General features: G+C 65.0%; 30 protein-coding genes and 1 tRNA gene. 17 read left to right on the top strand and 14 right to left on the bottom strand.

Annotated features, from left to right (window positions below; genetic code table 11):
- Positions 1 to 96: 96 nt before the first annotated feature.
- From M2332_RS05455 to M2332_RS05445, 3 genes are read right to left on the bottom strand one after another with little or no spacing between them, the layout of a single operon-like run.
- Complete coding sequence (locus M2332_RS05455) at positions 97 to 657, bottom strand: (2Fe-2S)-binding protein (protein ID WP_181560199.1); 561 nt, start codon at positions 655 to 657, stop codon at positions 97 to 99.
- A gap of 10 nt (positions 658 to 667) precedes the next feature.
- Positions 668 to 2770 carry a prolyl oligopeptidase family serine peptidase gene (locus M2332_RS05450; protein ID WP_264573268.1) on the bottom strand — a complete coding sequence of 701 codons (2103 nt, stop codon included), beginning with the start codon at positions 2768 to 2770 and terminating at the stop codon, positions 668 to 670.
- Between the two features lie 58 nt (positions 2771 to 2828).
- Positions 2829 to 3587, bottom strand: coding sequence for a class II aldolase/adducin family protein (locus tag M2332_RS05445; protein WP_264573267.1), 759 nt, complete (start codon positions 3585 to 3587; stop codon positions 2829 to 2831).
- Positions 3588 to 3761: 174 nt separating this feature from the next.
- Here M2332_RS05445 and M2332_RS05440 point away from each other — a divergent pair, with 174 nt between their 5' ends.
- From M2332_RS05440 to M2332_RS05430, 3 genes are all read left to right on the top strand, one after another.
- Positions 3762 to 5495, top strand: a complete 1734-nt coding sequence (locus M2332_RS05440; protein ID WP_264573266.1) for a bifunctional metallophosphatase/5'-nucleotidase — start codon at positions 3762 to 3764, stop codon at positions 5493 to 5495.
- Positions 5496 to 5671: 176 nt separating this feature from the next.
- Positions 5672 to 5878 carry a 30S ribosomal protein S21 gene (gene rpsU / locus M2332_RS05435; RefSeq protein WP_181560196.1) on the top strand — a complete coding sequence of 69 codons (207 nt, stop codon included), beginning with the start codon at positions 5672 to 5674 and terminating at the stop codon, positions 5876 to 5878.
- 67 nt (positions 5879 to 5945) lie between these two features.
- Positions 5946 to 6512: an FKBP-type peptidyl-prolyl cis-trans isomerase gene (locus tag M2332_RS05430; protein WP_264573265.1), complete on the top strand. Its 567-nt coding sequence runs from the start codon at positions 5946 to 5948 to the stop codon at positions 6510 to 6512.
- A gap of 82 nt (positions 6513 to 6594) precedes the next feature.
- Here the strand turns inward: M2332_RS05430 and M2332_RS05425 are convergent, their stop codons facing one another.
- Positions 6595 to 6957 (bottom strand): darcynin family protein, encoded by a 363-nt coding sequence (locus M2332_RS05425; protein ID WP_264573264.1) that lies wholly within the window; start codon positions 6955 to 6957, stop codon positions 6595 to 6597.
- Between the two features lie 77 nt (positions 6958 to 7034).
- On the opposite strand from M2332_RS05425, the gene M2332_RS05420 reads away from it, so the two are divergent.
- A complete protein-coding gene (locus M2332_RS05420) occupies positions 7035 to 7646 on the top strand; it encodes a TetR/AcrR family transcriptional regulator (RefSeq protein WP_264573263.1) in 612 nt (203 codons plus the stop codon).
- A 25-nt stretch (positions 7647 to 7671) separates the two neighbouring features.
- Here M2332_RS05420 and lepB read toward each other — a convergent pair whose 3' ends face one another.
- From lepB to pyrE, 4 genes are read right to left on the bottom strand one after another with little or no spacing between them, the layout of a single operon-like run.
- The gene (gene lepB, locus M2332_RS05415; RefSeq protein ID WP_264574899.1) at positions 7672 to 8589 is read right to left on the bottom strand and encodes a signal peptidase I; all 918 of its coding nucleotides are present in this window, start codon (positions 8587 to 8589) and stop codon (positions 7672 to 7674) included.
- Between the two features lie 14 nt (positions 8590 to 8603).
- Complete coding sequence (gene acpS, locus M2332_RS05410) at positions 8604 to 9005, bottom strand: holo-ACP synthase (protein ID WP_264573262.1); 402 nt, start codon at positions 9003 to 9005, stop codon at positions 8604 to 8606.
- Positions 9002 to 9751, bottom strand: coding sequence for a pyridoxine 5'-phosphate synthase (locus M2332_RS05405; protein WP_264573261.1), 750 nt, complete (start codon positions 9749 to 9751; stop codon positions 9002 to 9004). Before M2332_RS05405 ends, acpS begins: the two co-directional genes overlap by 4 nt.
- 5 nt (positions 9752 to 9756) lie before the next feature.
- On the bottom strand, positions 9757 to 10335 hold the full coding sequence (gene pyrE, locus M2332_RS05400) for an orotate phosphoribosyltransferase (RefSeq protein ID WP_264573260.1): 579 nt from the start codon (positions 10333 to 10335) through the stop codon (positions 9757 to 9759).
- A gap of 189 nt (positions 10336 to 10524) precedes the next feature.
- Between pyrE and coxB the strand changes: the two genes are divergently transcribed.
- The 10 genes from coxB to M2332_RS05350 all read left to right on the top strand — a co-directional run bounded on the left by coxB (position 10525) and on the right by M2332_RS05350 (position 19581).
- Positions 10525 to 11544 carry a cytochrome c oxidase subunit II gene (coxB, locus tag M2332_RS05395; protein WP_181560189.1) on the top strand — a complete coding sequence of 340 codons (1020 nt, stop codon included), beginning with the start codon at positions 10525 to 10527 and terminating at the stop codon, positions 11542 to 11544.
- 11 nt (positions 11545 to 11555) lie between these two features.
- Positions 11556 to 13226 carry a cytochrome c oxidase subunit I gene (ctaD, locus tag M2332_RS05390; RefSeq protein ID WP_181560188.1) on the top strand — a complete coding sequence of 557 codons (1671 nt, stop codon included), beginning with the start codon at positions 11556 to 11558 and terminating at the stop codon, positions 13224 to 13226.
- 157 nt (positions 13227 to 13383) lie between these two features.
- Positions 13384 to 14313, top strand: a complete 930-nt coding sequence (locus M2332_RS05385) for a heme o synthase (protein WP_264573259.1) — start codon at positions 13384 to 13386, stop codon at positions 14311 to 14313.
- A complete protein-coding gene (locus tag M2332_RS05380; RefSeq protein ID WP_264570860.1) occupies positions 14310 to 14432 on the top strand; it encodes a hypothetical protein in 123 nt (40 codons plus the stop codon). The genes M2332_RS05385 and M2332_RS05380 overlap by 4 nt, the downstream gene beginning before the upstream one ends.
- Positions 14433 to 14443: 11 nt before the next feature.
- The gene (locus tag M2332_RS05375) at positions 14444 to 15019 is read left to right on the top strand and encodes a cytochrome c oxidase assembly protein (RefSeq protein ID WP_264573258.1); all 576 of its coding nucleotides are present in this window, start codon (positions 14444 to 14446) and stop codon (positions 15017 to 15019) included.
- A gap of 53 nt (positions 15020 to 15072) precedes the next feature.
- A complete protein-coding gene (locus M2332_RS05370; RefSeq protein ID WP_181560186.1) occupies positions 15073 to 15903 on the top strand; it encodes a cytochrome c oxidase subunit 3 in 831 nt (276 codons plus the stop codon).
- 136 nt (positions 15904 to 16039) lie between these two features.
- Positions 16040 to 16468: a DUF983 domain-containing protein gene (locus M2332_RS05365; protein WP_264573257.1), complete on the top strand. Its 429-nt coding sequence runs from the start codon at positions 16040 to 16042 to the stop codon at positions 16466 to 16468.
- On the top strand, positions 16465 to 17103 hold the full coding sequence (locus tag M2332_RS05360) for an SURF1 family protein (protein ID WP_264573256.1): 639 nt from the start codon (positions 16465 to 16467) through the stop codon (positions 17101 to 17103). The genes M2332_RS05365 and M2332_RS05360 overlap by 4 nt, the downstream gene beginning before the upstream one ends.
- A gap of 44 nt (positions 17104 to 17147) precedes the next feature.
- On the top strand, positions 17148 to 18551 hold the full coding sequence (gene thrC / locus M2332_RS05355) for a threonine synthase (RefSeq protein WP_264573255.1): 1404 nt from the start codon (positions 17148 to 17150) through the stop codon (positions 18549 to 18551).
- A 136-nt stretch (positions 18552 to 18687) separates the two neighbouring features.
- Positions 18688 to 19581: a class I SAM-dependent methyltransferase gene (locus M2332_RS05350; RefSeq protein ID WP_264573254.1), complete on the top strand. Its 894-nt coding sequence runs from the start codon at positions 18688 to 18690 to the stop codon at positions 19579 to 19581.
- A gap of 192 nt (positions 19582 to 19773) precedes the next feature.
- On the opposite strand, the gene M2332_RS05345 is transcribed toward M2332_RS05350, so the two are convergent.
- Both M2332_RS05345 and ccmA read right to left on the bottom strand, forming a co-directional pair.
- The gene (locus tag M2332_RS05345; RefSeq protein WP_264573253.1) at positions 19774 to 20415 is read right to left on the bottom strand and encodes a heme exporter protein CcmB; all 642 of its coding nucleotides are present in this window, start codon (positions 20413 to 20415) and stop codon (positions 19774 to 19776) included.
- The gene (ccmA, locus tag M2332_RS05340; RefSeq protein ID WP_264573252.1) at positions 20412 to 21026 is read right to left on the bottom strand and encodes a heme ABC exporter ATP-binding protein CcmA; all 615 of its coding nucleotides are present in this window, start codon (positions 21024 to 21026) and stop codon (positions 20412 to 20414) included. The genes M2332_RS05345 and ccmA overlap by 4 nt, the downstream gene beginning before the upstream one ends.
- A gap of 57 nt (positions 21027 to 21083) precedes the next feature.
- On the opposite strand from ccmA, the gene M2332_RS05335 reads away from it, so the two are divergent.
- Complete coding sequence (locus M2332_RS05335; RefSeq protein WP_264573251.1) at positions 21084 to 21377, top strand: 4a-hydroxytetrahydrobiopterin dehydratase; 294 nt, start codon at positions 21084 to 21086, stop codon at positions 21375 to 21377.
- A 27-nt stretch (positions 21378 to 21404) separates the two neighbouring features.
- Here M2332_RS05335 and M2332_RS05330 read toward each other — a convergent pair whose 3' ends face one another.
- Positions 21405 to 22019: a DNA-3-methyladenine glycosylase family protein gene (locus M2332_RS05330; protein WP_264573250.1), complete on the bottom strand. Its 615-nt coding sequence runs from the start codon at positions 22017 to 22019 to the stop codon at positions 21405 to 21407.
- Positions 22020 to 22113: 94 nt separating this feature from the next.
- On the opposite strand from M2332_RS05330, the gene M2332_RS05325 reads away from it, so the two are divergent.
- Positions 22114 to 22431 (top strand): 2Fe-2S iron-sulfur cluster-binding protein, encoded by a 318-nt coding sequence (locus tag M2332_RS05325; protein WP_264570850.1) that lies wholly within the window; start codon positions 22114 to 22116, stop codon positions 22429 to 22431.
- Between the two features lie 40 nt (positions 22432 to 22471).
- Here the strand turns inward: M2332_RS05325 and M2332_RS05320 are convergent, their stop codons facing one another.
- Genes M2332_RS05320 through M2332_RS05310 form a run of 3 tightly spaced genes read right to left on the bottom strand, consistent with a single transcriptional unit; the run spans position 22472 to position 24446 of the window.
- Positions 22472 to 22885, bottom strand: a complete 414-nt coding sequence (locus M2332_RS05320) for a DUF2147 domain-containing protein (protein WP_264573249.1) — start codon at positions 22883 to 22885, stop codon at positions 22472 to 22474.
- A complete protein-coding gene (locus tag M2332_RS05315; protein ID WP_264573248.1) occupies positions 22882 to 23640 on the bottom strand; it encodes a hypothetical protein in 759 nt (252 codons plus the stop codon). The genes M2332_RS05320 and M2332_RS05315 overlap by 4 nt, the downstream gene beginning before the upstream one ends.
- Before the next feature lie 53 nt (positions 23641 to 23693).
- A complete protein-coding gene (locus tag M2332_RS05310; RefSeq protein ID WP_264573247.1) occupies positions 23694 to 24446 on the bottom strand; it encodes a TrmH family RNA methyltransferase in 753 nt (250 codons plus the stop codon).
- Between the two features lie 103 nt (positions 24447 to 24549).
- On the opposite strand from M2332_RS05310, the gene M2332_RS05305 reads away from it, so the two are divergent.
- A tRNA-Tyr gene (locus M2332_RS05305) sits at positions 24550 to 24635 on the top strand.
- The last annotated feature ends 40 nt before the right edge of the window (positions 24636 to 24675 follow it).

Below are 24675 nucleotides of genomic sequence, written 5' to 3'. Positions count from 1 at the left end.
GTTCTTCGCCATTAAGGATGTGTTTACGACAAGGCCGCTGTCGTCATGCTGAACATTGCTGACAGCGATGCGAAAGCTTGTCTCGCCGCGGGACGCTCAATCGGCGGTCGAGCGCCCGTCATTGGGCGGCGTCATGGCGGGCACATGGCGCGCGGCATCTGCCGGCGCGATGCCCGGTGCCGGCGCGGCCGCGACGCGCTCCTCACCGCGCATGATGCGCCCCGCCTGCTTGATCGCCTCGCGAATGCGCGGATAGGTGCCGCAGCGGCAGATATTGGTCATCGCCGCGTCGATCTGCGCGTCGGTCGGGTTGCTGTTCCGGCGCAGCAGCACGGAGGCCGCCATGATCATGCCGGATTGGCAGTAACCGCATTGCGGCACCATCTGCGCTGCCCAGGCCTGCTGCACAGGATGGCTGCGATCGGGCGACAGCGCCTCGATGGTTGTGACGAACCGGCCTTCCATCGCTGCGATCGTGACCTGGCAGGAGCGGATCGCGAGGCCGTCAATGTCGACTGTGCAGGCGCCGCAGTCGCCCGTGCCGCAGCCATATTTGGTGCCGGTGAGGTTGGAGGCGTCCCGCAACGCCCATAGCAAGGGCGTCTGCGGGTCCATTTTGTACTCGACCGGGCGGTCGTTGACGGTGAACTTGGTCATCGGCCCCGCGTCACTTGCCGTCGACGAGCTTGCGGGTGAAGTAGACCATTTCCATCGCTTTCAGCCGGGCACTTTGCTCGATGTCCGCATCGCCCGAATGGCCGCCTGCTGTGTCCTCATAGAAGAGATAGGGGATGCCATAATCCTTGAGCCGCGCCGCGAACTTGCGAGCGTGCTGCGGGCCGACGCGGTCGTCCTTGGTCGTCGTCCAGATATAGGGCTCGGGATAGGCCTTGCCCTTCACCACATTATGATAGGGCGAGATGGTCTTGAGGAACGCCTTTTCCTCCGGCACCGAGACGCTGCCATATTCATCGACCCAGCTTGGCCCGGCGGCGATCTGCTCGAAGCGCAGCATATCCAGCAGCGGCACCTGAATGACCACCGCATTCCACAGCTCGGGATGCTGGTTGAACTCCACGCCCATCAGCAGCCCGCCATTGGAGCCGCCGAAGATGCCGAACTTCTTGGGGCTTGAGAGCTTGCGCGCGAAGATGTCCTGACCCACAGCCGCAAAATCATCATAGATGATCTGGCGCTTGGTCTTGAGCCCCGCCTGATGCCAGGCTGGTCCGAACTCCCCGCCGCCACGGATGTTGGCGATGACGAAGCTGCCGCCCCGCTCCAGCCACAGCTTGCCGATCAGCGCGGAGTAGGACGGCGTGTAGGAAACCTCGAACCCGCCATAAGCCGTCATGATCGTGGGCGTGCTGCCATCGCGCGCCATGCCCTCGCGGTGGACGATGAAATAGGGGATTTTCGTTCCGTCAGTGGAGCTGGCCTCGAACTGCTCGACCACCAGCCCGCTGGCATCGAAGCGGGCAGGCAGGGCCTTCACCTGCACCGGCGCCGGCTTGGCGGCATCGATCTGCCAGAGTGTCGTCGGCTGGAGAAAACCGGTGACGGAGAGATAGGCCGCATTGTCCCGGTCGCTGGCCGCCGCGATGCCGATGGAGGCATTGTCGGGCAGCGTCAGCGCAGTCGATGTCCAGCCCGTCGCGGTCGGCGTCAACACGGCGGCGCGGCCACGCACATTGTCGGTGGTGGCGAGGATGACATGGTCGCGGGTCGTGGCGACCTGCTCGACCGATTGCCGGGCGCCCGGTGCGAACAATATTTGGGGCACCAGCGTCCGCTCGGCGCGCAGATCATCGAGCGAGATCGCCACCGCGCTGCCGGTCGGCACGTTCACGCCGCCGCTGCGCCATGGCTCGCTGGTCTTGAGGATAACTCGGCCGGCAATCATGCCCGAGAGTGTGGACTTTGCCGGCAGCGGCAGTTTGCGCACGCCCTGCGGCGTGACGAGAATGTAATCATTCTCGAAGAAGGTCCGCGAGCGCACCAGAATCACTGCTCGATTGCCCGCGCCATCGTTGAGCACCGCCGGCCAAACGCCGACATCCTCCTTCGCGCCGCGAAACACCTCTGTGGCATCGCTCAGCGGCGCACCGCGCTTCAGCGTCTTGACGACGAACGGATAGCCCGATGCCGTTAGCGTGCCTTCGCCCCAGTCGCGCGAGGCGAAGAGCGTGTCGGCATCGACCCAGTCGACACCCTGCTTCGATGTGGAGAGCGCAAAACCGCCCTTGACGAAGGCGCCGGTGGCAAGATCGAACTCGCGAATGTCGGTGGCATCCTCGCCACCGTCAGAGAGCGAAATCAGGCAGCGTCGCTCATCCGGCTCCAGGCAGGTGGCGCCTTTCCACACCCATTTCTTCGCCTCGGCCTTGCTCAGCGCGTCGAGATCGAGCGCGGTCGTCCAGCGCGGGCTGGCCTGCGCATACTCGCTGGCGCTGGTGTGCCGCCAGATGCCCTGCGGATGCGCGGCATCCCGCCAGAAATTATAGATGCGCCCGCCGATCAGGCTCGGCATCGGAATGCGGTCGGTCGCGGTGGCGATGGCGATCGCGTCCTTCACCATGCTGGGGTAGTTCGGGTCGTTCTGCAGCACGTTCACGGTGCGCGCATTCTCCGCCTCCACCCAGGCCATGGACTTCTCCCCATGCCAGTCCTCGAGCCAGAGGAAGGGATCGTCCTGCGCCACAGTGTCTGCCGTAGCCGCCGTCGTTCCGCTTGCGAGGGTGATCGCAGCCGCCATTGCCAATACCTTCATGGAGAATCTTCCCGGAAACACGCCCCTGATTGCCACCAGCGGCGTGCCGGAGCAATGCTCAGTCGCGCCAGCTCGGGTCGATCCGGTCGATCACGCGCACCATCGCGGCAAAGTCGAGCATCCCGAACCGTTCGGCCGGAATGGCCGAAAACATGTCGCGCTTATGCACGGCCAGCACCTCGTCTGGGATGATCAGCGGCGTGCCCGCCTGCCGGGTCGCCAGCTGGATTTCGCAGGCCCGCTCGAATACGAAATAGCGCAGGAATGCCTCCGGCAACGTCTGGCCCATCACCAGCAGGCCATGGTTGCGCAGGATCATGAAGCGCTTGTCGCCCAGATTGGCGACGAGGCGCGCGCCTTCCTCCGTGCGCACGGTTACGCCCTCGAAATCATGATAGGCGATGTTGCCGACCAGGAAGCCGGCATAGAAGTTCGTCGCCAGCAGCCCTTCCTGGGTAGACGAGACGGCCATGCCCGCCGTGGTGTGGGTGTGGATGATACAATGCGCGTCCGGCACATGGCGGTGGAAGACGCTGTGCTGCACGAAGCCCGCGCGGTTGACCGGGTGCGGGCTGCCATCCAGCGTGTTGCCGTCAATGTCGATCTTGACGAGATTGGATGCCTTGACCTCCGAATAATGGAGGCCGAAAGGGTTGATGAGAAACGCCTGCTCTTCGCCCGGCACGCGCAGCGAGATGTGATTATAGATCAGTTCGTCCCAGCCCATATGAGCGAAGATGCGGTAGCAAGCGGCCAGTTGCTGGCGGGCCTGCCATTCGGCATCGCTCATCGGGTGTGTTTGGGCGGCTGTGGCCATGATCCTCTCTCCTTGCGCCGGACCCTCCTGGGTCTCGTGGGGCGATGGCTTGGATGATGCGCGGGAGAGGGCGGGTTGTCGAGTGAAAGGCGGCGGCCTGTGCCGCTGTCACTGCGATGACCCGGAGCATCTGCTAACAGAGACCCGCTTTTCGCCAGCTATGGACGAGTGACGATGCAATTTTCCTCGATGATCCGCGCCAGCCTCCCGCTTGGCCTTCTTCTGCTCGGCGCCTGCGCGCAGACGGCGCAGCGGCCCGCATCCCCGGCTGGCGACAGCATTGCGCGGCTGCAGATCATCGCCTTCAATGATTTTCACGGCCATATCGATACTGTCGGACAGACCGTGCTCCCACCGGGCGCCGCTGCCGATGCGCCGCGCACGGCAGCGGGCGGCGCGATCCACTTTGCGCAGGCCGTCTCCCGCCTGCGGGCCGAGAATCCCAACAGCGCCGTGGTCTCCGCCGGCGACATGATCAGCGCGTCGCCGCTCATCTCCGGCCATTTCCTCGATGAGCCGACGATCCGCGTGATGAACACGGTCGGCGTTGATTTCAACTCGGTGGGCAATCATGAGTTCGATCGCGGGCCGGACGAGCTGCGGCGGATGCAGACCGGCGGTTGCACGCAGTTTACACGATTGCAGCCCTGCCAGGTGATGAGCGATTTCCCGGGCGCGCGCTTTGGCTTTCTTGCGGCGAATGTGCAGCAGGCCGATGGGCAGACCTTGTTCCCGGCTTATGGCCTCAAGCGCTTTGCCCTCGCTGGCGGCAAGACGGTGACCATCGGTTTCGTCGGCGTCACGCTCAAGGGCACGCCGGCGATCGTGGCGCCCAGCGGTGTCGCCAATCTGCGCTTCCTCGATGAAGCGGAGGCGGCCAACAGCTATGTCGCCGCGCTCAAGCAGGCCGGGGCAGAGATATTGGTGCTGCTGATCCACGAAGGCGGCTATCCGGGTGGGGAGGGCGATCCCGGCGATTGCGGCTCGCTTTCCGGACCGCTGCCGCAGATCATGGCGCGGCTCGATCCTGCTTTCGATCTCGTGATTTCCGGCCATACCCATCAGGCCTATGTCTGCCGCTATGGCACGGTCGATCCGGCTCGGCCCTTCCTTGCCACCAGCGCCGGGCAATATGGCACGCTGCTCACCCGCATCACGCTCGATTATGATGTCGCCGCACATCGGCTGGTCGATAAGCGGGCCGAGAACCTTCTTGTGGAGCAGCGCGAGGATGCGCCTGTCGCCCAGCCCGAGCTGACCGATCTCGTGGCCCGCTATCGCACGGCGGCCTCCAGCGTGAGCGACCGAGTCGTCGGCAAGCTGGCCGGCAGCCTGACCCAGATCGCCGATGCGAGCGGCCAGAGCACGCTCGGCAACTTCATCGCGGATGCGCAGCTGGCCTCCGTCCAAGCGCCGGAGCGGGGCGGGGCGCAGCTGGCCCTCATGAATCCCGGCGGATTGCGCGCGCCCATCGCGCCCTTGGCCGATGGCAGTGTGCGCTTCGGTGATCTCTATTCCGCGCAGCCCTTCGGCAATGTGATGCTCGTCAAGCAGCTCTCGGGCGCAGATATCCGTGCCGCGCTGGAGCAGCAGTTCACCCGTGGCGATCGCCCGTCGATTCTCAGCGTTTCCAGGGGATTCAGCTATGAATTCGACGCCAGCCGTCCCGCCGGCGCCCGCGTCTTCAACATCCGGCTGAATGGCGCGGCATTGCGCGACGAGGGCACTTACCGGGTCGCCATGAACAATTTCATCGCGCAGGGCGGTGATGGGCTGCGGCTGTTCGCGCCGGCGCCGGTGCTGGCCGAAGGGCCGGTGGATGTGGACGCGCTGGAGGTGTATATCGCCAGCGACTCGCATCGCGGCCCACCTGCCCTGGACCGCATCCGCAATGCCACACCGCAATGATTGTGGCCTTTTCCAAGCCTTTCCGGTCTTGATCCGGTAAGGTCACCCTGATAAGGGCAGCCCGTTCCGCCGTGGCAGATTGTCGCGGCGTATGTTATTTTAGGCAGATTGATACCGCGTCCGGAGTGTGCTCCGGTCCCTGCGGACAAGCGATAGAACTGGAGACTGACGAGCTTATGCAAATCATCGTGCGCGACAACAACGTCGACCAGGCGCTGCGGGCGCTCAAGAAGAAGCTGCAGCGTGAGGGCGTTTATCGCGAGATGAAGCTCCGTCGTCACTATGAGAAGCCCTCCGAGAAGCGTGCGCGCGAAAAGGCTGCGGCCATCCGTCGTGCCCGCAAGCTGGAGCGCAAGCGCGCCGAGCGCGACGGCGCCCGTTAAGTTACTTTCAGGGCCGCGCTTGCGGCCCTGTTGATTCTCCCGGTTTCAATAAGAAGAGGCACGGCCCATGTCCGTCACGGCGGTTCCCTTGCAGCCCATCCGGCGCGGTTCGGTTCGTCGTTTCTGGCTTGCGGTCGTGCTGGTGCTGGCCGTTGCGGCGGTGCTGGCCTGGGCTGGCAGCCGCCAGTTCGGTCATACCTCCAGCGGCCTGCGCTACCAGATGATAACGCAAGGGTCGGGCGAAAGCCCCACCCGCGATGATTTTGCGCTCGTCGCCTATAAGGGCACGCTGCCCGATGGCACGGTGTTCGACGAGAATGAGAGCGCGCCGATGGACCTGCAGTCGCTGGTCCCCGGCTTTGCGGAGGCGGTGACCCTGCTCAAGCGCGGCGGCAGCATTCGCGCATGGATCCCCGCCGAGCTGGCTTATGGCGACAGCCCCCCTCCGGGCGGCGTCATCCCGCCGAACACGCCCTTGCAGTTCGAGATCAAGCTGCTTGAGTTCAAATCCCGTGCCGAGGTCATGCAGGCCCAGCAGATGATGCAGATGCAGCAGATGATGCAGCAGCAGGGCGGAGGTCCGGGTGGCCCGGGCGCGATGCCGCCGGGCGCGCCGGAGATGCCGCAGCCCTGATGGGGAAGGGGCGCCGATCCGGCGCCCGCTTCACACATCTCATTCCCGGCCCGGCATCTGGGCCGTCATCCTGTTAGACGCCTCATCCGCTAATGACCGGCCGGCCATAATTCTTGGCATAGGCATTTTCGACACCGGTCAGAATTTCGACGATATCGAAATAACGGTCCCAGAAGGCTGTTTCCCGCAGGTCCTCGACCAGCAACTGATAGGCGTGGTGGTCGATCGCATCCCACATCCAGATGTCGGTTACGCGCGTCGCGTAGAACTCCACGTCGAAGAAGCGCAGCGCAACCTTGCCGGCGTGCTTGCGCAGAATGGGCGCGAATTGCTCGTTCAGCAGCGCGAAACGCTGATCGACGGGAAAGCCGAGCCACTCTGGCGACGTCTTGACCAGCATGAAGACGGTGAGGGCGGGTTCGAACGAAAGGCTTGCATTGGTCATGATAGGTCCTTGTCAGTCTGTGTCTGCGCGGACTAAATGCGAGCAAATGCTCAAGATTGGCTACTCGCATTGACGTCATGACCAACATCCCTTCCCAGCAGCGCTCCATCCCCAGAAAATCGCCGCGGCAGAGCCGCTCTTTGGAGACGGTAAAGGCCATCGTCGAAGCGACGGCTCGCATTCTGGAGGAAAAGGGACTCGGCGGACTGACCACCAATGCCGTTGCTGAACGTGCTGGCGTCAGCATCGGGTCGCTGTATCAGTACTTTCCGGGCAAGGACGCCCTGATCGGCGCGCTGATCTTGCGGGAAACCGCGCTGCTGATCGCCGATTGGGAGGCGGCGACAACGGCCGAGACGGGGCAGGCGGCGCTGGCTCTGCTGATCGCAGCAGCGGTCGCGCATCAACTCCGGCGCCCCGTTTTGGCGCGCCTTCTTGATATCGAGGAGGCCCGGCTGCCGCTCGATCCGGCAATTCACGCGGTGAGCGTGCGGCTCCGCGAGATCGTTACCAGCGTGTTACAGCGCCCGGATCTTCCAACCCAAGCCGACACGGCGTTCGCCGCGCAGGACATGCTCGCGATCATCAAGGGCATGGTCGACACGGCTGGCGCGCATGGAGAACAGGAAAGGCCCGGTCTGGAAGAACGCGTCGGTCGGGCCGTGCGCGGCTATCTCGGCTATCGGTGAGGAGCCGCTCTTACCGCAAAAGCGCTCAGCGCTGCGCCGAACCTGCTGTCTCTTCAGGATGCAGCGACATCCCTGCCCGGCCACTGCGGAAGCTGCTGATCCAGGTGGCCGGATTGAGCCGCGTCGAGCCGTCGAGCGAGAAGGTGATAAACTCGGCGCGGCCACCCAGTGATTCCCACGGCACAGGGCCGCCAAGGCCCTGCATTGCGGCAGAGACGCGGCTGTCCGCGCTATTGTCGCGGTTATCGCCCATCAGGAACACATGGCCGGCAGGGATGCGCACCGGGCCGTACCAGTCGGTCTCGCGTGTGCCCATGTCGATGATCGTGTAGCTGCGCCCATTGGGCAGCGTCTCACGCAGCACCGGGAGCACGCACACCTGCGTGCCATCCGGCTGTGCCTCAAGCGCGCCGGGGAACTGGCGCGGATCGCACCGGCTATTGGCGTCCACCGGCATCCGCATGGCGGGCAGGGCCTCCTGCTTGACCGGCTTGCCGTTGAGGATCACCACGCCGTCCCGCACTTCCAGCAGATCGCCGGGCAAGCCGATGACGCGCTTGATATAATCCTCGTTGCTGTTCTGCGGCGTCACGATCGCGATGTCGCCGCGCTCGGGCATCTTGCCCCAAACGCGCCCGTTCATGAACGGCAGCGTGACACCCCAGGGCTCGGGCGGTCCGCCCAGCAATGTGGTGCGCAGGATCGCGGCCGGATTGGGAATCGTCGGGGAGACGTAGGACCAGCCATAGGCATATTTGGAAACAATGAGCCGGTCGCCCACCAACATGGTCGGCATCATCGATTCGGACGGGATGTAGAAAGGCTTGGCCACGAAGCTGTGGAACGCCAGCACCGCCGCGAGCAGCAGCACGATGCTCTTGATCTCGCCGACCCAATCGGTCTTCTTGTCAGCGCGTTTCCGGCGCGTTTCCTGCGCCTTGATCGATGCCTCATCCGTCACGGAAAGCGCGCCTCCAGAATGACGAACGCCTGCGCCCAGGGATGATCGTCGGTCAATGTCAGGTGAACAAATAGGCTGGCGCCGGGCGGGGTCAAGGCATCCAGTCGCGCTTTGGCGCCGCCCGTGAGGGCAAGCGTCGGTGCGCCGGATGGCAGATTGACGACGCCAATGTCCTTCATGAAGACGCCGGCCTTGAATCCGGTGCCGACTGCCTTGCTGAAGGCCTCCTTGGCCGCGAAGCGCTTGGCCAATGTGCCGGCCTTCGTAAACGGGCGTCGATTGGCTCGGGCGATCTCATGGTCGGTGAACACCCGCTGCTCGAATCGCTCTCCGAACCGGTCCAGAGAAGCCTGGATTCGCTCGATATTGCAAAGATCAGAGCCCAGGCCGACGATCATGCCTGGCCGCGCGCCTCGTCCATCAGCTTGCGCATCTGCGCCACGCTGTCGCGCAGGCTCAAGAAGATCGCCTCGCCGATGAGGAAATGGCCGATGTTGAGTTCCGCGACCTGCGGAATCGCTGCGATTGGCGTGACATTCTCGTAAGTCAGGCCATGGCCGGCATGGGGCTCGATGCCGTTCTTGGCAGCCAGCGCCGCCATTTCGGTGATGCGCCGAAGTTCCGCAGCCTGCTCGGGGCCTTCGACCTCGCAATATTTGCCCGTGTGCAGTTCCACCACCGGCACCTTGAGGCGCAGCGCCGCATCGACCTGGCGCGGATCGGCCTCGATGAACAGCGAGACGCGGCAGCCCGCTTCGCCGAGCCGATCGACCATGGGCGCGAGGTGATTGTGCAACCCGGCCGCGTCCAGCCCGCCCTCGGTGGTGCGCTCCTCGCGACGTTCTGGCACGAGGCAGACGGCGTGCGGCTTGTGGCGCAACGCGATCTCCAGCATTTCCTGCGTCGCCGCCATCTCGAAATTGAACGGGATCTCCAGCTCGGCGGACAGGCGCGCAATGTCCTTGTCCGTGATGTGCCGGCGATCTTCACGCAAATGTGCGGTGATGCCATCAGCGCCGGCTTCCTGCGCGAGCAGGGCGGCGCGGACCGGATCGGGGTAGGAGGCGCCCCGCGCATTGCGGATGGTCGCCACATGATCGATGTTGACGCCCAGGCGCAGGTGGCGGCCGCCTTGGTCCGCCATTGCTGTCATGCCCGGCTGCCCGGCTTGGTGGCCGGGATCGCGGCCAGTTCGGGCGGCAGATCGTCAGCGTCGTACACGGGGAAGTTGAGGCTCACGAGCGGGAAGAAGGGCACGCCGAGATTGGCCTCGCCGGCCGAGCGATCGACCACGGCGGCTTCGGCGATGACCTCGCCGCCTTCCGCGCGCACCGCTTCCATGGCCTGGCGGGAGGAGAGGCCGGTCGTCACGACGTCCTCGACCATCAGCACCTTCTGGCCGGGCGTCAGCGAGAAACCGCGACGGAACAGGAAGGTGCCCTGCGGCCGCTCGAGAAACAGCGCATCGCAGCCCAGCGCCCGGCCCATTTCGTGGCCGATGATGATGCCGCCCATCGCCGGGGAGACAACGACGTCGATGGCGGCGCGAATATCGCGCGGGATAGATTGGGCGATCGCAACGGCGATGCGGCCGGCGCGCTCGGGATTCATCAGCACGCGCGCGCACTGCAGATAGTTGGCGCTGTGCTTGCCCGAGGACAGCAGAAAATGCCCCTGGAGCAGCGCGTCACAGGCGCGAAATTCAGCGAGCACTTCCGATTCTGTCATGTTTCCCCGACCTCTTATATAGAGCGGCGCAGATAGCGGCGGACGGGCTGACAATCAACGGCTGGCATTCGGGCAATTTCTGCGCTTGAGGCTGGGAGGCTGGCTGCGTATAGGGGCCGCAAGATCAATGAGGGGGGCCGCAGTCGATGTCTTTCGCTAGCGGCCTGAAATTGAAGGCAGGTCGACCGCATGACTAGAAGAATCAATGGCTTCATGGTGGCGATCGCGCTCGGACTGAGCACGCTCGCGCCATCTTCCGCTTTCGGGCAGGCAGAACAGGCTGCTGCGCCCGCGGCGTCGACTGCGGAAGCCGCACCGGCCGCCGCCGCTGCGCCCGCAGCTCCCGCCGCGCCGGCGTTCGATCATGCCGCGCCGGTCGAAGGCATCGGTCAGCCTGCCGTGGGCGAGACGACCTTCCAGAAGCAGGTGACCTCCACAGGCAATTATGCGCTGTGGATGCACAATGTGATTCTGCTGCCGGTCATCACGGTTATCTCGCTGTTCGTGCTGGGGCTGCTGCTCTGGGTCGTGGTGCGTTATCGTCGCGCCGCCAACCCGGTGCCCTCGCGCACCTCGCACAACACGGCGATCGAGATCGTCTGGACGCTGGCGCCGGTGCTGATCCTCATCGGTATCGCCATTCCGTCGATCGACCTGCTGGCCAAGCAGTTCAAGCCGGCCCCCGCCAACGCCATCACCCTCAAGGTGACCGGCTATCAGTGGTACTGGGGTTATGAGTATCCCGATCTCGGCATCGGCGAATACGTCTCCAACATGCTGCCGCCCGAAGAAGCGCTCAAGCGTGGCGAACCCCGCCTGCTGGGCGTCGACAATCGCGTCGTCCTGCCGGTCGGCGTGCCCATCAAGGCGATCATCACTGCGGCTGACGTGATCCACTCCTTCTCGATTCCCGCGTTCTGGGTGAAGGAAGATGCTGTGCCGGGTCGTCTCAACGAGAAGACCTTCACCATCGAGAAGGAAGGCGTCTATTACGGCGTCTGCTCGGAGCTGTGCGGTGCACGCCATGGCTTCATGCCGATCTCGATCGAAGCGGTGAGCCCCGAGCGGTTCGCACAGTGGGTCCGCTCACAGGGTGGCCAGATGCCGGGTGACGCAGCCGCGCCTGCCGCTGCCGCCGAAGCACCCGCCGCCGCTCCTGCTCCCGCCAACGCCGAGACGCCCGCTGCGGCGCCCGCGACTGCATCCTGAGGACTTCCAAGATGAGCACCACAACCGCAGACGATTTCCACGGGGCGCACGCCCATGGCGATCATGATGCCGATCACAAGCCGGGCTTCTTCGTCCGCTGGTTCATGTCGACGAACCACAAGGACATCGGCACGCTTTACCTGATCTTCGCGATCATGGCCGGCGTCATCGGCGGCGCCATCTCGGGCCTCATGCGTCTCGAGCTGGCTGAGCCGGGTATTCAGTATCTCCAGCATTGGGCCACCTTCGCGGACGGTCCCGATGCGACGATCGATCAGGCCTATCACCTCTGGAACGTGCTGATCACGGCCCACGGCCTCATCATGGTGTTCTTCATGGTGATGCCGGCGATCATCGGCGGCTTCGGTAACTGGTTCGTTCCGATCATGATCGGCGCGCCGGACATGGCCTTCCCGCGGATGAACAATATCAGCTTCTGGCTGCTCATCCCTGCCTTCCTGCTCCTGCTCGGCTCGGCCTTCGTGCCCGGCGGCACCGGCAATGGCGCGGGCACCGGCTGGACCGTCTATGCCCCGCTGTCCACCAGCGGCAGCCCTGGTCCGGCGGTCGACATGGCGATTCTCTCGCTGCACATCGCGGGCGCCAGCTCCATTCTGGGCGCGATCAACTTCATCACCACCATCTTCAACATGCGCGCACCGGGGATGACCATCCACAAGATGCCGCTGTTCGTGTGGTCGGTGCTGGTCACTGCCTTCCTGCTGCTGCTCGCACTGCCCGTGCTGGCTGCGGCCATCACCATGCTCCTGACCGATCGTAACTTCGGCACCGTCTTCTATGACGCCGCCGGCGGTGGCGACCCGGTTCTCTATCAGCACCTGTTCTGGTTCTTCGGCCACCCCGAAGTGTACATCATGATTCTGCCGGGCTTCGGCATCGTCAGCCAGATCGTGTCCACCTTCAGCCGCAAGCCCGTTTTCGGTTATCTCGGCATGGCCTATGCCATGGTCGCCATCGGCGTCGTCGGCTTCATCGTGTGGGCGCACCACATGTTCACCACCGGCATGACCGTGAACATGAAGATGTACTTCACGGCCGCCACCATGGTCATCGCGGTGCCGACGGGCGTGAAGATCTTCTCGTGGATCGCCACGATGTGGGGCGGCTCGATGAGCTTCAAGACCCCCATGGTCTGGTCGCTTGGCTTCATCTTCATGTTCACCGTTGGTGGCGTGACCGGCGTGGTGCTCGCCAATGGCGGCATCGACGATAACCTGCACGACACCTATTATGTGGTTGCGCACTTCCACTATGTGCTCTCGCTCGGCGCCGTGTTCTCGCTGTTCGCAGGCTTCTACTACTGGTTCCCGAAGATGTTCGGGAAGATGTACAACGAGTTCCTGGGCCAGCTCCACTTCTGGGTGTTCTTCATCGGCGTGAACATCATGTTCTTCCCGATGCACTTCCTGGGCATGAGTGGCATGCAGCGCCGCGTGCCGGACTACACCGATGCGCTGGCCTATTGGAACGGCATCGCCTCGTTCGGTTATGCGATAATGGGCGTGGGCGTTCTGATCTTCTTCGTGAACGTCTTCATCTCCCTGCTGGCTGGCAAGAAGGCCGCTGCCAATCCGTGGGGTGAGGGTGCCACGACGCTGGAATGGACGCTGTCCAGCCCGCCGCCGTACCACCAGTTCGAAACTCTGCCGGTCATCGATTGATCGACAGCGGGTTTCACCCGCGAGCCGCCGTCTTCAGGGTGGCGGCTTGAACAGACAAGATGGCGATCGGGGGCGCGCAAGCGCTCCCGCTTGCGATATGAACTGACGAGTTGAACTGAACGCAAGGTCAGAGGTTTTGGCGAGCAAGGCATCGATCATGGGCACCGCGCCACAACAGTCTCCGCTTGGCGGGTCGACGGTTCCGCTCCCCGCGGACTGGCGCGATCTGCTCGCGCTGACCAAGCCGCGCGTGCTGACGCTCGTCGTATTCACCGGCCTGTGCGGATTGCTGGTCGCACCCGGCAGCCTGTCTCCGGTGCTCGCCTTTACCGCTATTCTCTGCATCGCCCTCGGCGCTGGTGCGGCAGGTGCGCTCAATCAATGGTATGAAGTCGACCGCGACGCGAAGATGAAGCGCACCGCAGGTCGTCCGCTGCCTGCCGGCCGGATGAGCCGGGAAACGGCGCTGCATTTCGGCGTCGGCCTCGCTGCCTTTTCTGTGTTGCTGATGGGCTTTGCGACCAACTGGCTCGCCGCCGGCATCCTGGCGACGTCGATCCTCTTCTATGTGTTCATCTACACCATCTGGCTCAAGCCACGCACGGCGCAGAATATCGTGATCGGTGGTGCGGCCGGTGCCTTTCCGCCATTGATCGGCTGGGCGGCGGTGACGGGCGATGTGGCGCTGCTGCCCATCGCTTTGTTCATGCTGATCTTCTTCTGGACCCCGCCGCACTTCTGGTCGCTCGCGCTGTTCGTGCGGATGGATTACGCCAATGCGGGCATCCCGATGCTGCCGGTAGTGGCCGGGGAGGTGACCACCCGCCGCCAGATACTGGGCTATACCAGCATCATGGGCGTCGCCGCGCTGGCGCCGGTGGTCCTGCGGCTGACCGGCCCGATCTACGGCGTGACCGCTTTGCTGGCGACGGCGGTGTTCGCGGCCATGGCCCTGCAGGTCTCGCTGCGCCGGGAGAGCAATCCCGCCCAAATGAAGCCGGAGCGGCGGCTGTTCAAATATTCGGTTCTCTATCTTTTCCTGCTCTTCGGCGCGGTTGTCGTCGACCATTGGGTGTTTGCGGTATGACCCCTGAAGACCAGAAACTCATTCAGGAACGCCAGCGGGCGCGGGCGCGGATCATGGCGTGGATCCTCGCCGCATTGGTCGTGCTTTTCTTCGCGATCACCATCGCGAAAATGGCCTGAGGAGCGGCGCGATGACGACGATTGCTGGAAAGCGCGTGAGTAACCGCAAGACAGCCCTGCTGGCTGCGCTGGTGGCGGTGGCGATGCTCGGCCTCGGCTTTGCGGCGGTCCCGCTCTACCGCCTATTCTGTCAGGTTACCGGCTTCGGCGGGACCACTCAGCGCGTCGACGCCGCAGAGGCCGCCAAGGCGGTCTCGCTGCAGACGCAGGGCCGGCAGCTGTCGATTCGGTTCGACTCGAATATCGGCGGCGGCATTCCGTGGGAATTCTACCCCGAGAAGCGCCGCGTGACCGTGGGCGTCGGCGGCAAGTCGATGGCGATCTTCATCGCCAAGAACACCTCGAATAAGCCGGTCACCGGGCGGGCCGTGTTCAACGTCACGCCCGAATATGTCGGCAAATATTTCAGCAAGGTGCAGTGCTTCTGCTTTACGGAGCAGACCTTGCAGCCGGGGCAGCAGGTGCGGATGCCCGTGCTGTTCTACGTCGACAAGGCGTTCCTTGATGATTCTGACGGCAAGGACGTCCAGGAAATCACGCTGAGTTACACATTCTATCCGGTTGAGAAGCCGGACGACCAGAGCTAAAGAAGCGCGCAAACGAGCGCTCGGATAAAGCGCTTAGATACAGGGAATACGATATGGCCGGCGCCAAGAATCACGATTATCACATTCTCCCCGCCAGTTTCTGGCCGTTGATGGGCTCGATGTCGGCCCTGGTGATGGCGCTGGGCGCCGTTGCCTGGATGCACCCCTCTGAAATGGGCAGCTGGGGCGGCGCGGGCTTCTTCCTCGGTCTGGCCGGCGTACTCGCCACCATGTTCTTCTGGTGGGCGGACGTCATTCGCGAGGCGCATGCCGGCGATCACACCCCTGTCGTGCAGCTTCACCTGCGCTATGGCATGATCCTGTTCATTGCCTCGGAAGTCATGTTCTTCGTGGGCTGGTTCTGGGCGTTCTTCGATTTCAGCCTCTTCCCGACGGCCCTGCCGCCGATTGACGGCCTGTTCCCGTCCGAGGGCATTGAGGTCCTCAATCCCTTCGAGCTGCCGCTCCTCAACACGCTGATCCTGCTCTGCTCGGGCACCACCATTACCTGGGCGCACCATGCGATCATCCATGGCGACCGGGACGGCCTGAAGAAGGGCCTGTGGCTCACGATCATCCTCGGCATCGTCTTCACCTGCGTGCAGGCCTATGAATATGCCCACGCGCCCTTCGCCTTCGGCACAACGCCTTATGGCTCGGCCTTCTACATGGCGACCGGCTTCCACGGCTTCCACGTTCTGGTCGGCACGATCTTCCTGATCGTCTGCCAAGTGCGGGCCTATAAGGGTCACTTCACGCCGCGCCAGCACTTCGGGTTCGAGGCGGCGGCCTGGTACTGGCACTTCGTCGACGTGGTGTGGCTGTTCCTGTTCGTCTCGATCTATGTGTGGGGCGGCTGGGGAGCTCCGATGCACGCGGGCTGATCGGCCGGGGAGCACGGCATGTGCGGCGCCAAGGCCCATGCTTGCTCCTCATCTATCGATAGCAAAGGCGACGCGCGGAAAGCCCTTCCGCGCGTCGCTTCGTTTCCGGCACGCGGCATTGCGAAGGACAGGTTGGATGAGCGAGACTAAGCCCGCAGAGGCGCCAAAGGCAGCCGCTGTCACACCGGCTTATCTGGTCAAGGCGAGCGTCAAGGCCCGCTGCCCGCGCTGCGGCGTCGGGCCGCTGTTCGATGGCTGGGTACGATTCGCGCCGCGCTGCCGGGCCTGCGGGCTGGATTTGGCCGCGTTCAATGTCGGGGATGGCCCTGCGGCCTTCCTCATTCTGATCGTCGGCGGGCTGGTCACGGCGCTGGCTCTGATGGTCCAACTGGCCGCCGATCCGCCATTCTGGGTGCATATCCTGCTCTGGGTGCCGCTCACCACCGCGCTGGTCATCGGCTGTTTGCGCCTGTCCAAGGCAGCACTGCTGATCATCGAATATCGCAACAAGGCGCGCGAGGGGCGCATTGCCGATGCGCGTCAGCCGGGCGAGGGCGCGCCATGAGCCGCCGCGTGCCGCTGGTGCCGACCGTGCTGGTTGGACTCGCCGTCGCCGTGATGATCGCGCTGGGCATCTGGCAGATCGGTCGCGCCCAGCAGAAGGAGGCCGCGCTGGATGCCTGGCGCGCGAATCTGCATCTGCCGCTCACCGCCTATCCCCGGCAGAACCCAACCGATCAAAGCTACATGTTTCGCCGTCTCGCGGCCCAGTGTCTGCGCGTGGTCGACTGGCAGGTGATCGGCGGTCGGGCGCGCAGCGGCGAGACCGGATGGCGGCACATCGCATATTGCGCGACCGGTGCCGAAGGGCCGGGACTTGTGGTGGACATGGGCGTGAGCGTGCGGCCGGATGGCAAGACCGACTGGCAGGGCGGCCCGGTGACTGGCACAGCCACCCATGAGCCGGACAATTCCTCGCTGATGGCTCGGGTGCAGGGCAAGGCATCGCCCTTGCGGCTGATGATCGTTGCGGACGAGCCGGCGCCCGGGCTGCTCGCCTCCGCGCGGCCCGATCCCTCATCCGTGCCCAATAATCACCGGTCCTACGCGGTGCAGTGGTTCCTGTTCGCCACGATCGCGCTGGTGATTTATGCGCTCGCCCTGCGCAAGCGCTGGCGGGGCGAAGCGCGCGAGGGTTGATCCACTCCGTTGCGCTACGGCAGCCACAAGGCTAAGGGCCGGTCATGCAATATGTGAGCACCAGGGGGCGCGCGGCTGCGCTGGATTTCGAGGGCGCAACGCTGGCAGGGCTGGCGAGCGATGGCGGGCTGTATCTGCCCGAGCATTGGCCCAGCTTTTCCGCCGACGAGTTGGAGGCCATGCGCGGCCTCTCCTATGTCGAGACTGCCGTTCGCGTCATTCGCCCGTTCGTGGGCGATTGCCTGAGCGAAGACGAACTGCGCGAGTTGTGCACGCAGGCTTATGGCCGCTTCTCTCACGCCGCGGTGACGCCGCTGGTGCAGCTCGATCATCAACACTGGCTGCTTGAGCTGTTCCACGGGCCGACACTGGCGTTCAAGGACGTCGCGCTGCAGATGCTCGGCTTGCTGTTCGAGAAGTTCCTCAGCCGGCGCGACACGCATCTGACCATCGTGGGTGCCACGTCCGGCGACACCGGCTCAGCTGCGATCGATGCCGTCGCGGGCCGTGCCAAGATCGACATCTTCATGCTCCATCCCGCAGATCGCGTGTCCGACGTGCAGCGCCGGCAGATGACGACGGTGCTGGCGCCGAATGTCCACAACATCGCCATCGAGGGCAGCTTCGACGATGCGCAGGCGCTGGTGAAGCGCATGTTCAACGATGCCGAGTTCGCCGGCCGCTTCGATCTGTCGGCGGTGAACAGTATCAACTGGGCGCGACTCGTGGCGCAGGTGGTCTATTATATCTATGTCGGCGTGCGCCTCGGCGCGCCGCATCGGCAGGTCGCCTTTTCCGTGCCGACCGGCAATTTCGGCGATGTGTTCGCCGGCTATGTCGCAGCGCGCATGGGACTTCCCATCGAGCGGCTGATCGTGGCCACCAATGTGAACGACATTCTGCACCGGGCGCTCTCGCAGGGCGACTACAGCCAGGAAGGCGTCGTGCCGACGGCCACGCCCAGCATGGACATTCAGGTCTCCTCGAATTTCGAGCGGCTGCTGTTCGATCTCGGTGGGCGCGATGGGCTGGCGCTGGCCGAGCAGATGAAGGGCTTTGAGGCGACAAAGGCCATGCGCCTGACGAACGCGCAGCGCGACGGGGCGTCCAAGCTCTTCTCGTCCGCGCGCGTCGATGGCGACGACATGTCGCGGGCGATGCGCTGGGCTTATGATGCGGCCTCTCAGGTCATCGACCCGCACAGCGCAGTCGGCCTTGCGGCGGCCCATGCCGTGCCGCTGGATCCGTCCGTGCCGGTGGTGACGCTTGCGACGGCGCATCCCGCCAAGTTCCGCGATGCCGTGGAACGCGCAACGGGTGTGCGCCCCTCGCTGCCGTCACGCGTGGGCGATCTGTTCGGGCGCGAGGAGCGCTATGTGACGCTGCCCGGCACGTTCGAGGCAGTAACCGAATATATCGCGGAACGCGCCACACCGCGCCGTGGGTAAGACCGATGATCGCTCGCCCCTCCCCTTCAGGGGAGGGGTTCGGGGGTGGGGGCGATGCGGAGCAGCGCTCGCGCAGCGATTAGGCTCATCTGTAGCAAGCCCCACCCCAACCCCTCCCCTGAAGGGGAGGGGCTAGATGTCAGTCACGCCCTCCCCCCTCCCACTCGCCACAATGGTCGGCGAGCCCTGGGGCGATTATGGTCTCATCGATAGCGGCGCCGGTCGCAAGCTGGAGCGCTATGGCCCCTATCGCTTCATCCGCCCGGAGCCGCAGGCGATGTGGCAGCCGGCGCAGGCTGACTGGGACGCGCATGGCAGCTTCATCCCCGCCTCGGACGAGGATGGCGGCGGGCGCTGGCATTTCGACAAGCCGATGCCGCGCGATGGCTGGCCGCTGCGCTGGGAGGAAGCGCGCTTTCAGGCAAGCTGCACGCCCTTCCGGCATCTCGGCTTCTTCCCCGACATGGCCCCGGTCTGGCAATGGGCACGCGAGCGGCTGCACGGAGTCGACGCGCCCCATTTCCTCAACCTGTTCGGCTATACCGGCGTTGCCACGCTGGCCCTTTCCGCGACCGGGGCGCAGTGCGTGCATGTCGATGCCTCCAAGAAATCGGTCGCGCAGGCGCGTGCCAATGCGGCACTCTCCGGCATGGAGAGCAATCCCGTCCGCTGGATCATCGACGATGCCGCCAAATTCGTGGCACGCGAGGTGCGGCGCGAGCGGCGCTATCATGGCATCCTGCTCGATCCGCCCAAATATGGCCGAGGGCCGGATGGCGAGATCTGGCGGCTTGAGGAAGACCTGCCCGGCCTGATCGCCGATTGCCGCCGCTTGCTGGATGGCGAGAGCCGCTTCCTGTTCCTCACGGTCTACGCCGTGCGCATGTCCGCCCTGGCAATCGGTGAACTGCTCCGCGCGCATCTGGGCGATCTGCCAGGACGGATCGAATGCGGCGAGCTGGCCGTGCGGGAAGAGGCGCGGGGGCTGTTGCTCCCCACCGCAATCTGGGCGCGCTGGACGCGGGACTGAGGGGCTTTCGGGGGGAGGGGTTCGCTCGTAGAGTCAGCGCACCGCAAGCGCCTGCGTAAACCCGCCTACCTTTCCGTTCGTGTCGAGCGAAGTCGAGACACGTCCAGCGCTGAGCTTGGTGTCTCGACTTCGCTCGACACGAACGGGGAAGAGGGAAGGCCTGGTATGCGGCGCCCCTCAATCCAGCCCTACCTAATCCCGTCCCGCCCTTAGCGCCGCACCGCCCGCGACGGGCGCCACCACCCACAGTAACAGCGAGCAGGCCGCGACCAGCTTGAGCGCGCTGTCGCTGCCAAATTGCAGGGCCCCGGCACCGAAGATCAGGATCGGCACCGCCAGCGGCAGCACCAGCAGGCCGGTCAGCGCGCCGCTGCCCCGCAGGCCGGCGGTGAGCGCTGCCACCAGCAGGGCGAGCGCGGCAAGGCCGGGCGTGCCAAGCGCCAGACCGATCATCACCAGCCGCAGCATCTCCGGCTCCAGCTTGAGCAGGGCCCCGGCCGGCAGCGCGGCGATCAGAAGCGGCGGGCCAAAGCTCAGCCAATGCGCGACGCCCTTGGCAAACAGGATCGTGCCTTCCCCCACGCCGCGCAGCACGAGCTGGTCGATCACGCCGCTGTCGCGGTCCGGCTCGATCAGCCGGTCAATGGGCAGCAGGCTGGCCAGCAGCGCGGCGACCCACAGCAGTCCTCCGCCGGTCTGGCTGAGCAGCGTGGCATTGGGGCCGACCGCGAAAGGAAACAGCGCCGCAATCAGCAGCAGAAAGGCCAGCGGCAGCCAGATGCCACCGCTCCGCCACGCCCGGCCAAGGTCGCGCAGGATGATCGGGCCGATCATGCGTCGCGCTCCTCGCCCGCAGCCGGGGCCGGCGCATGAAGGTTGATCACCGCGTCCTGCGTCCAGGCGAGGGGCATATGCGAGGCTGCGAGCACAATGCCGCCGCGCGCACGGTGCTCGTCGACCAGGGTGCCGAGCTGCGCGGCAGAGGCGACGTCGAGGCCGTTCGCCGGCTCATCCAGCAGCCAGATCGGCGCCGCGGTGATCAGCGTGCGCGCCAGCGCGGCGCGCTTGCGCTGGCCAGTCGAGAGCATCCGCACCGGAATATCGCGCAGATGTGCAATGGCGAGGTCATCGAGCGCGGCGTCGATGCGCGCGGACGGCGCTTCGTCCACCTTGGCCCAGAAGGCGAGGGCATCGTGCACCGTGCGGTCACGGTCCAGCGCATCGAGCTCGTCGGTCAGCGCCACCGCGCCCTCGCAGGTCACCGTCCCCGCAAAGGGCCGCAGAAGCCCGGCAATGATGCGCAGCAGGCTCGATTTGCCGATGCCGTTCGGCCCCGCGATCTGTGCGCTGCCGCCTGCCGCCAAGCTGAGATTGACGCCGGCGAACAGCAGCCGTCCCCCGCGCAGGCAGGCGACATCCTCCAGCCGGAGCGCTGCGCCGCTCATGGCTTGACGGTCCATGCGCGCGTGGCCGAGAAGGGGGCGCGCGAAAAGGAGACCGCCATGCCAAGGATCGCCCGTCTCTCCGACGAGGAGCGCGCGCAAGCGCTCAGCACCGTCCCGGCCTGGAGGCTATCGGATGATGCCAGCGGCATTTCGCGCAGCCTGAGGTTCGATGATTTCGTCGCCGCCTTCGGGTTCATGAGCAAGGTCGCCCTGCTGGCCGAACGCGCCGATCATCACCCGGAATGGTCGAACGTCTATAATCGCGTGGATATTCGCCTGACCACCCATGATGCCGGGGGCCTGAGCGCGCGCGACATTGCCCTCGCCAAGGCGATCGACGTGTTGCTCTGACGGGGAGGGGGCGGGGGAGACGGCGCATCAGAAGACAGGCGTATTATAATGATGCCATGCCATCAGCGCCATGGCACTGCGGTGCGGGCGCCAGGCTTCGGCCAGCGCCCGGGTTTCGCGCTCGGCTGGGCGACTGTCGAGGCCCATGATCTGCCCGACCGCGATCTGCACGGCGAGGTCGCCCGCCGGCCAGATGTCCCTGCGGCCTTCCGCGAACAGCAGATAGATCTCCGCCGACCAGCGCCCGATGCCCTTGATCCGCACGAGCGCGGCAATGGCCTCCTCATCATCTTGTGGCAGAGCGTGCAGGTCCAGCCCGCCGCTGACCACCAGTTCAGCAAGGCTGCGGGCATAGCCCTGCTTCTGGCGGGAGAGGCCGCAGGCGCGCAGCGTATCGAAATCCTGCGCCAGCAGGGCATCGGGCGCGCATCCGGCGCCGAGTGCGGCCTCCAGCTTGCTCCATACGGAGGCTGCCGCGGCGACGCTCACCTGCTGGCCGACGATGGTGCGCAGCAGCGTTTCGTATCCCGGCTCACGCTGGCGGGACGGGGGGTAACCGAGCCGCTCGATCAACGCGGCGATCGCCGGCTGATCTGCCGCCAGCGCATCCAGCGAAGTCCGCAATGCGGCATCATCGAGCATGGTTCGTCCCAGGATAAAGAGCGGCGCGCGTCGCCGGGTTGATTTCTGTCCAGCAGCCCCTCATAGCGAGCCAAACCATGGTTTGGAGATAAAAATGCCGCAATTGACGGTTGTGACACGGGACGGCGCGCGCCACGAGATCGAGGCCCAGAATGGCCACACGGTCATGGAAGTGATCCGCGACAACGGAATCGACGAACTGCTGGCCATTTGTGGCGGCTGCTGTTCCTGCGCAACCTGCCATGTCTATGTTGACGAGGCTTATGCGGACAAGCTCCCGCCGCTCAAGGGCGACGAGGACGATCTGCTCGACAGCTCCGAGCATCGCAATGCCTCCAGCCGTCTCTCCTGCCAGATCCCGGTCAGTCCGGAGCTCGAGGGCATGGTCGTCACGATCGCACCGGAAGACTGAGCGCTTTGGCCCGGTGCGCGCCAGCGGGCGCCCGCCGGGTCTAGTTGTCCACCCGGGTCCAGACCTGTGATCGGCAGCCGATGCGGCCGATCAGGCAGCCTTGCGCGCTCAGCGTCCGCTCGTTGACCAGGGTGATGGTGCCGGAAAAGGTCTTGCCGATATCCGGTACGAACACCTTGCCCCGCCAGACATTCTCCTTCTCGGGCACGAAGCCGCTGAACAGGCGCGCGCCGATCAGATTGTCCATCCCGCCCTTGCGCGCATCCGCGCGGGCTTTTTCGCTGGCTTGAATCACCGTCCCGCACATCGCCGTGCCGCAGCGATGCGCGCGCACCTGCACGCTGCGCTGCGGATTGGTCCAGATGCCAAGCGATTCGCTTTCCGCCGCGCGGCCTGCGCTAGCGCTTAGAGCGGCGCTAGCGATCAGCAGCCCAAGGCTTGCGTGCACCCTCATGGCAGCGGAGCCACGCGTAGCACGGCCATTGGTGCATCCTTGGTGGCCGGGGTGACCTTCCAGACGATCCGTCTTTGTCCATCCATCATGGTTTCGGCGCCTTCTTCCTGATTCTGGCTGACGATCTCTGCCGACGTGGTCAGCGTGAATGTCCCGTCCAGAAGCCCGCCAGGGCTCTCACGACCGCTCGCCGTGCCCATCGGCAGGGTGGCGGCATCGCTATCATTGGCAAAGCCGGGAGCCTTCACGCGCACGCGATCCTTGCCGCGCAGTTCGATGGCGAGGAAGGGAAGGACGACTTCCCCATCCGGGTTGAACGGGAAAACGAAGCCATGGTCGAGCCGCCCGCTGATCCGGTAATCGATGGCCAGCTTGCGGTCGCCGATGTACCGCGCGGAACGGTAGCCATATTCCTTGCTCAGCGCCTCGGCGAGACGCCGGAGTTGCGCCTCATCGTCGGCATCGGCGTCGTCCGCAGTCCCGCTCTTGCTTTGCGGCTGGCTGGCGATCTTGAACATCTGCGCATCGTCCGTCGCGGCATCGGTGGCGTCGTCGTCTGCGGCATTGTCTTCATCCAGCAGCCCGTCGGTCATGTCGGACGGACTGCTCTTGAGCAGCTGCACCTCACCCACATAAGCGAAGGTGAAGCTGCGGTCGGCCTTGATATCGAGCGTCGCCGCGAATCGCGTCGGCACGAGCAGGCAGCTCGAAAGCAGCAGGGGCGCGATCAGCACCAGCAGCCAGCGCGTCATCATCGCCCGGTTCGTCAATCGCTCATCCCCCGCGAGGCACGGCGCCAGGCTTGCGCCTAGCGCGTCATGCAGGCGTATAGCGCGATTGCCGCGGCGTTGGAAACGTTGAGGCTCTCCATGCGCGGGCTGATAGGCAGGCGAGCGACCATGTCGCAGTGATTGACGCTGTTCAGGCGCAGACCTTCACCTTCGGCGCCCAGCACAAGCGCGACGCGGGTGGTATTGTCCAGCGCACCCGCGATCGTATCGCGTGCGTCGCCATCGAGCGCGATGCGCCAATAGCCGGCCTCGGCGATTTCATCGAGCGCGCGGGCGAGGTTCACCACCCGCACCCAGGGAACGATTTCCAGCGCGCCGGCTGCCGCGCGCGCGATCACACCCGATTCGGGCGGTGCATGACGGTCTTGCGTGACGATGCCCAGCGCATTGAAGGCCGCGGCCGAGCGCAAAATCGCGCCGACATTGTGTGGGTCGGTCACTTGATCGAGCACCAGGATCGGCCGGCGCGCCTGTTCATCCGGCACGCCCTGTTCCAGCAGATCGCCGAGCCAGATATCCTCCAGCGCTTCCACCTCGGCCACAAGGCCTTGATGTGGCGCGTCGCCCGGCACCATGCGGCCCAGATCCGCCACGTCCGAATAGACGATCGGCAACACCGGCGGCAGATCGAGCGCGGCCAATGCCTCGCGCGTGCCCCAGATCTTGCGAATCACCCGGTCCGGATTGGCGAGCGCAGCCGTGATGGCGTGGCGCCCATAGAGCCTCGGATACCCGCCTTTCGGCTTTCCTGTTCTGTGTCCCCGTTTCATGCGTGCGCTTTTCCACAGCATGGCATTGACAGGCAAGGCCCCATTCGCCATTGAGCCGCCTCCAATCCGTTTGACGGCCCTGCCGTCCGGGTCAGGCGCCTCTGGAAGGGTGGCCGAGTGGTTAAAGGCAGCAGACTGTAAATCTGCCCGCGTGAGCGTACGCTGGTTCGAATCCAGCCCCTTCCACCATCTCCCATGATGAGCAGTTGAAACCGCGTCCCCCGGGACG

Origin of the sequence: Sphingobium sp. B11D3A (assembly GCF_025961695.1) — a bacterium.
Taxonomy (GTDB): Bacteria; Pseudomonadota; Alphaproteobacteria; order Sphingomonadales; family Sphingomonadaceae; genus Sphingobium.
Note: the sequence above shows the minus strand (reverse complement) of the source record. Positions and strands in the feature narration are given on the sequence as shown.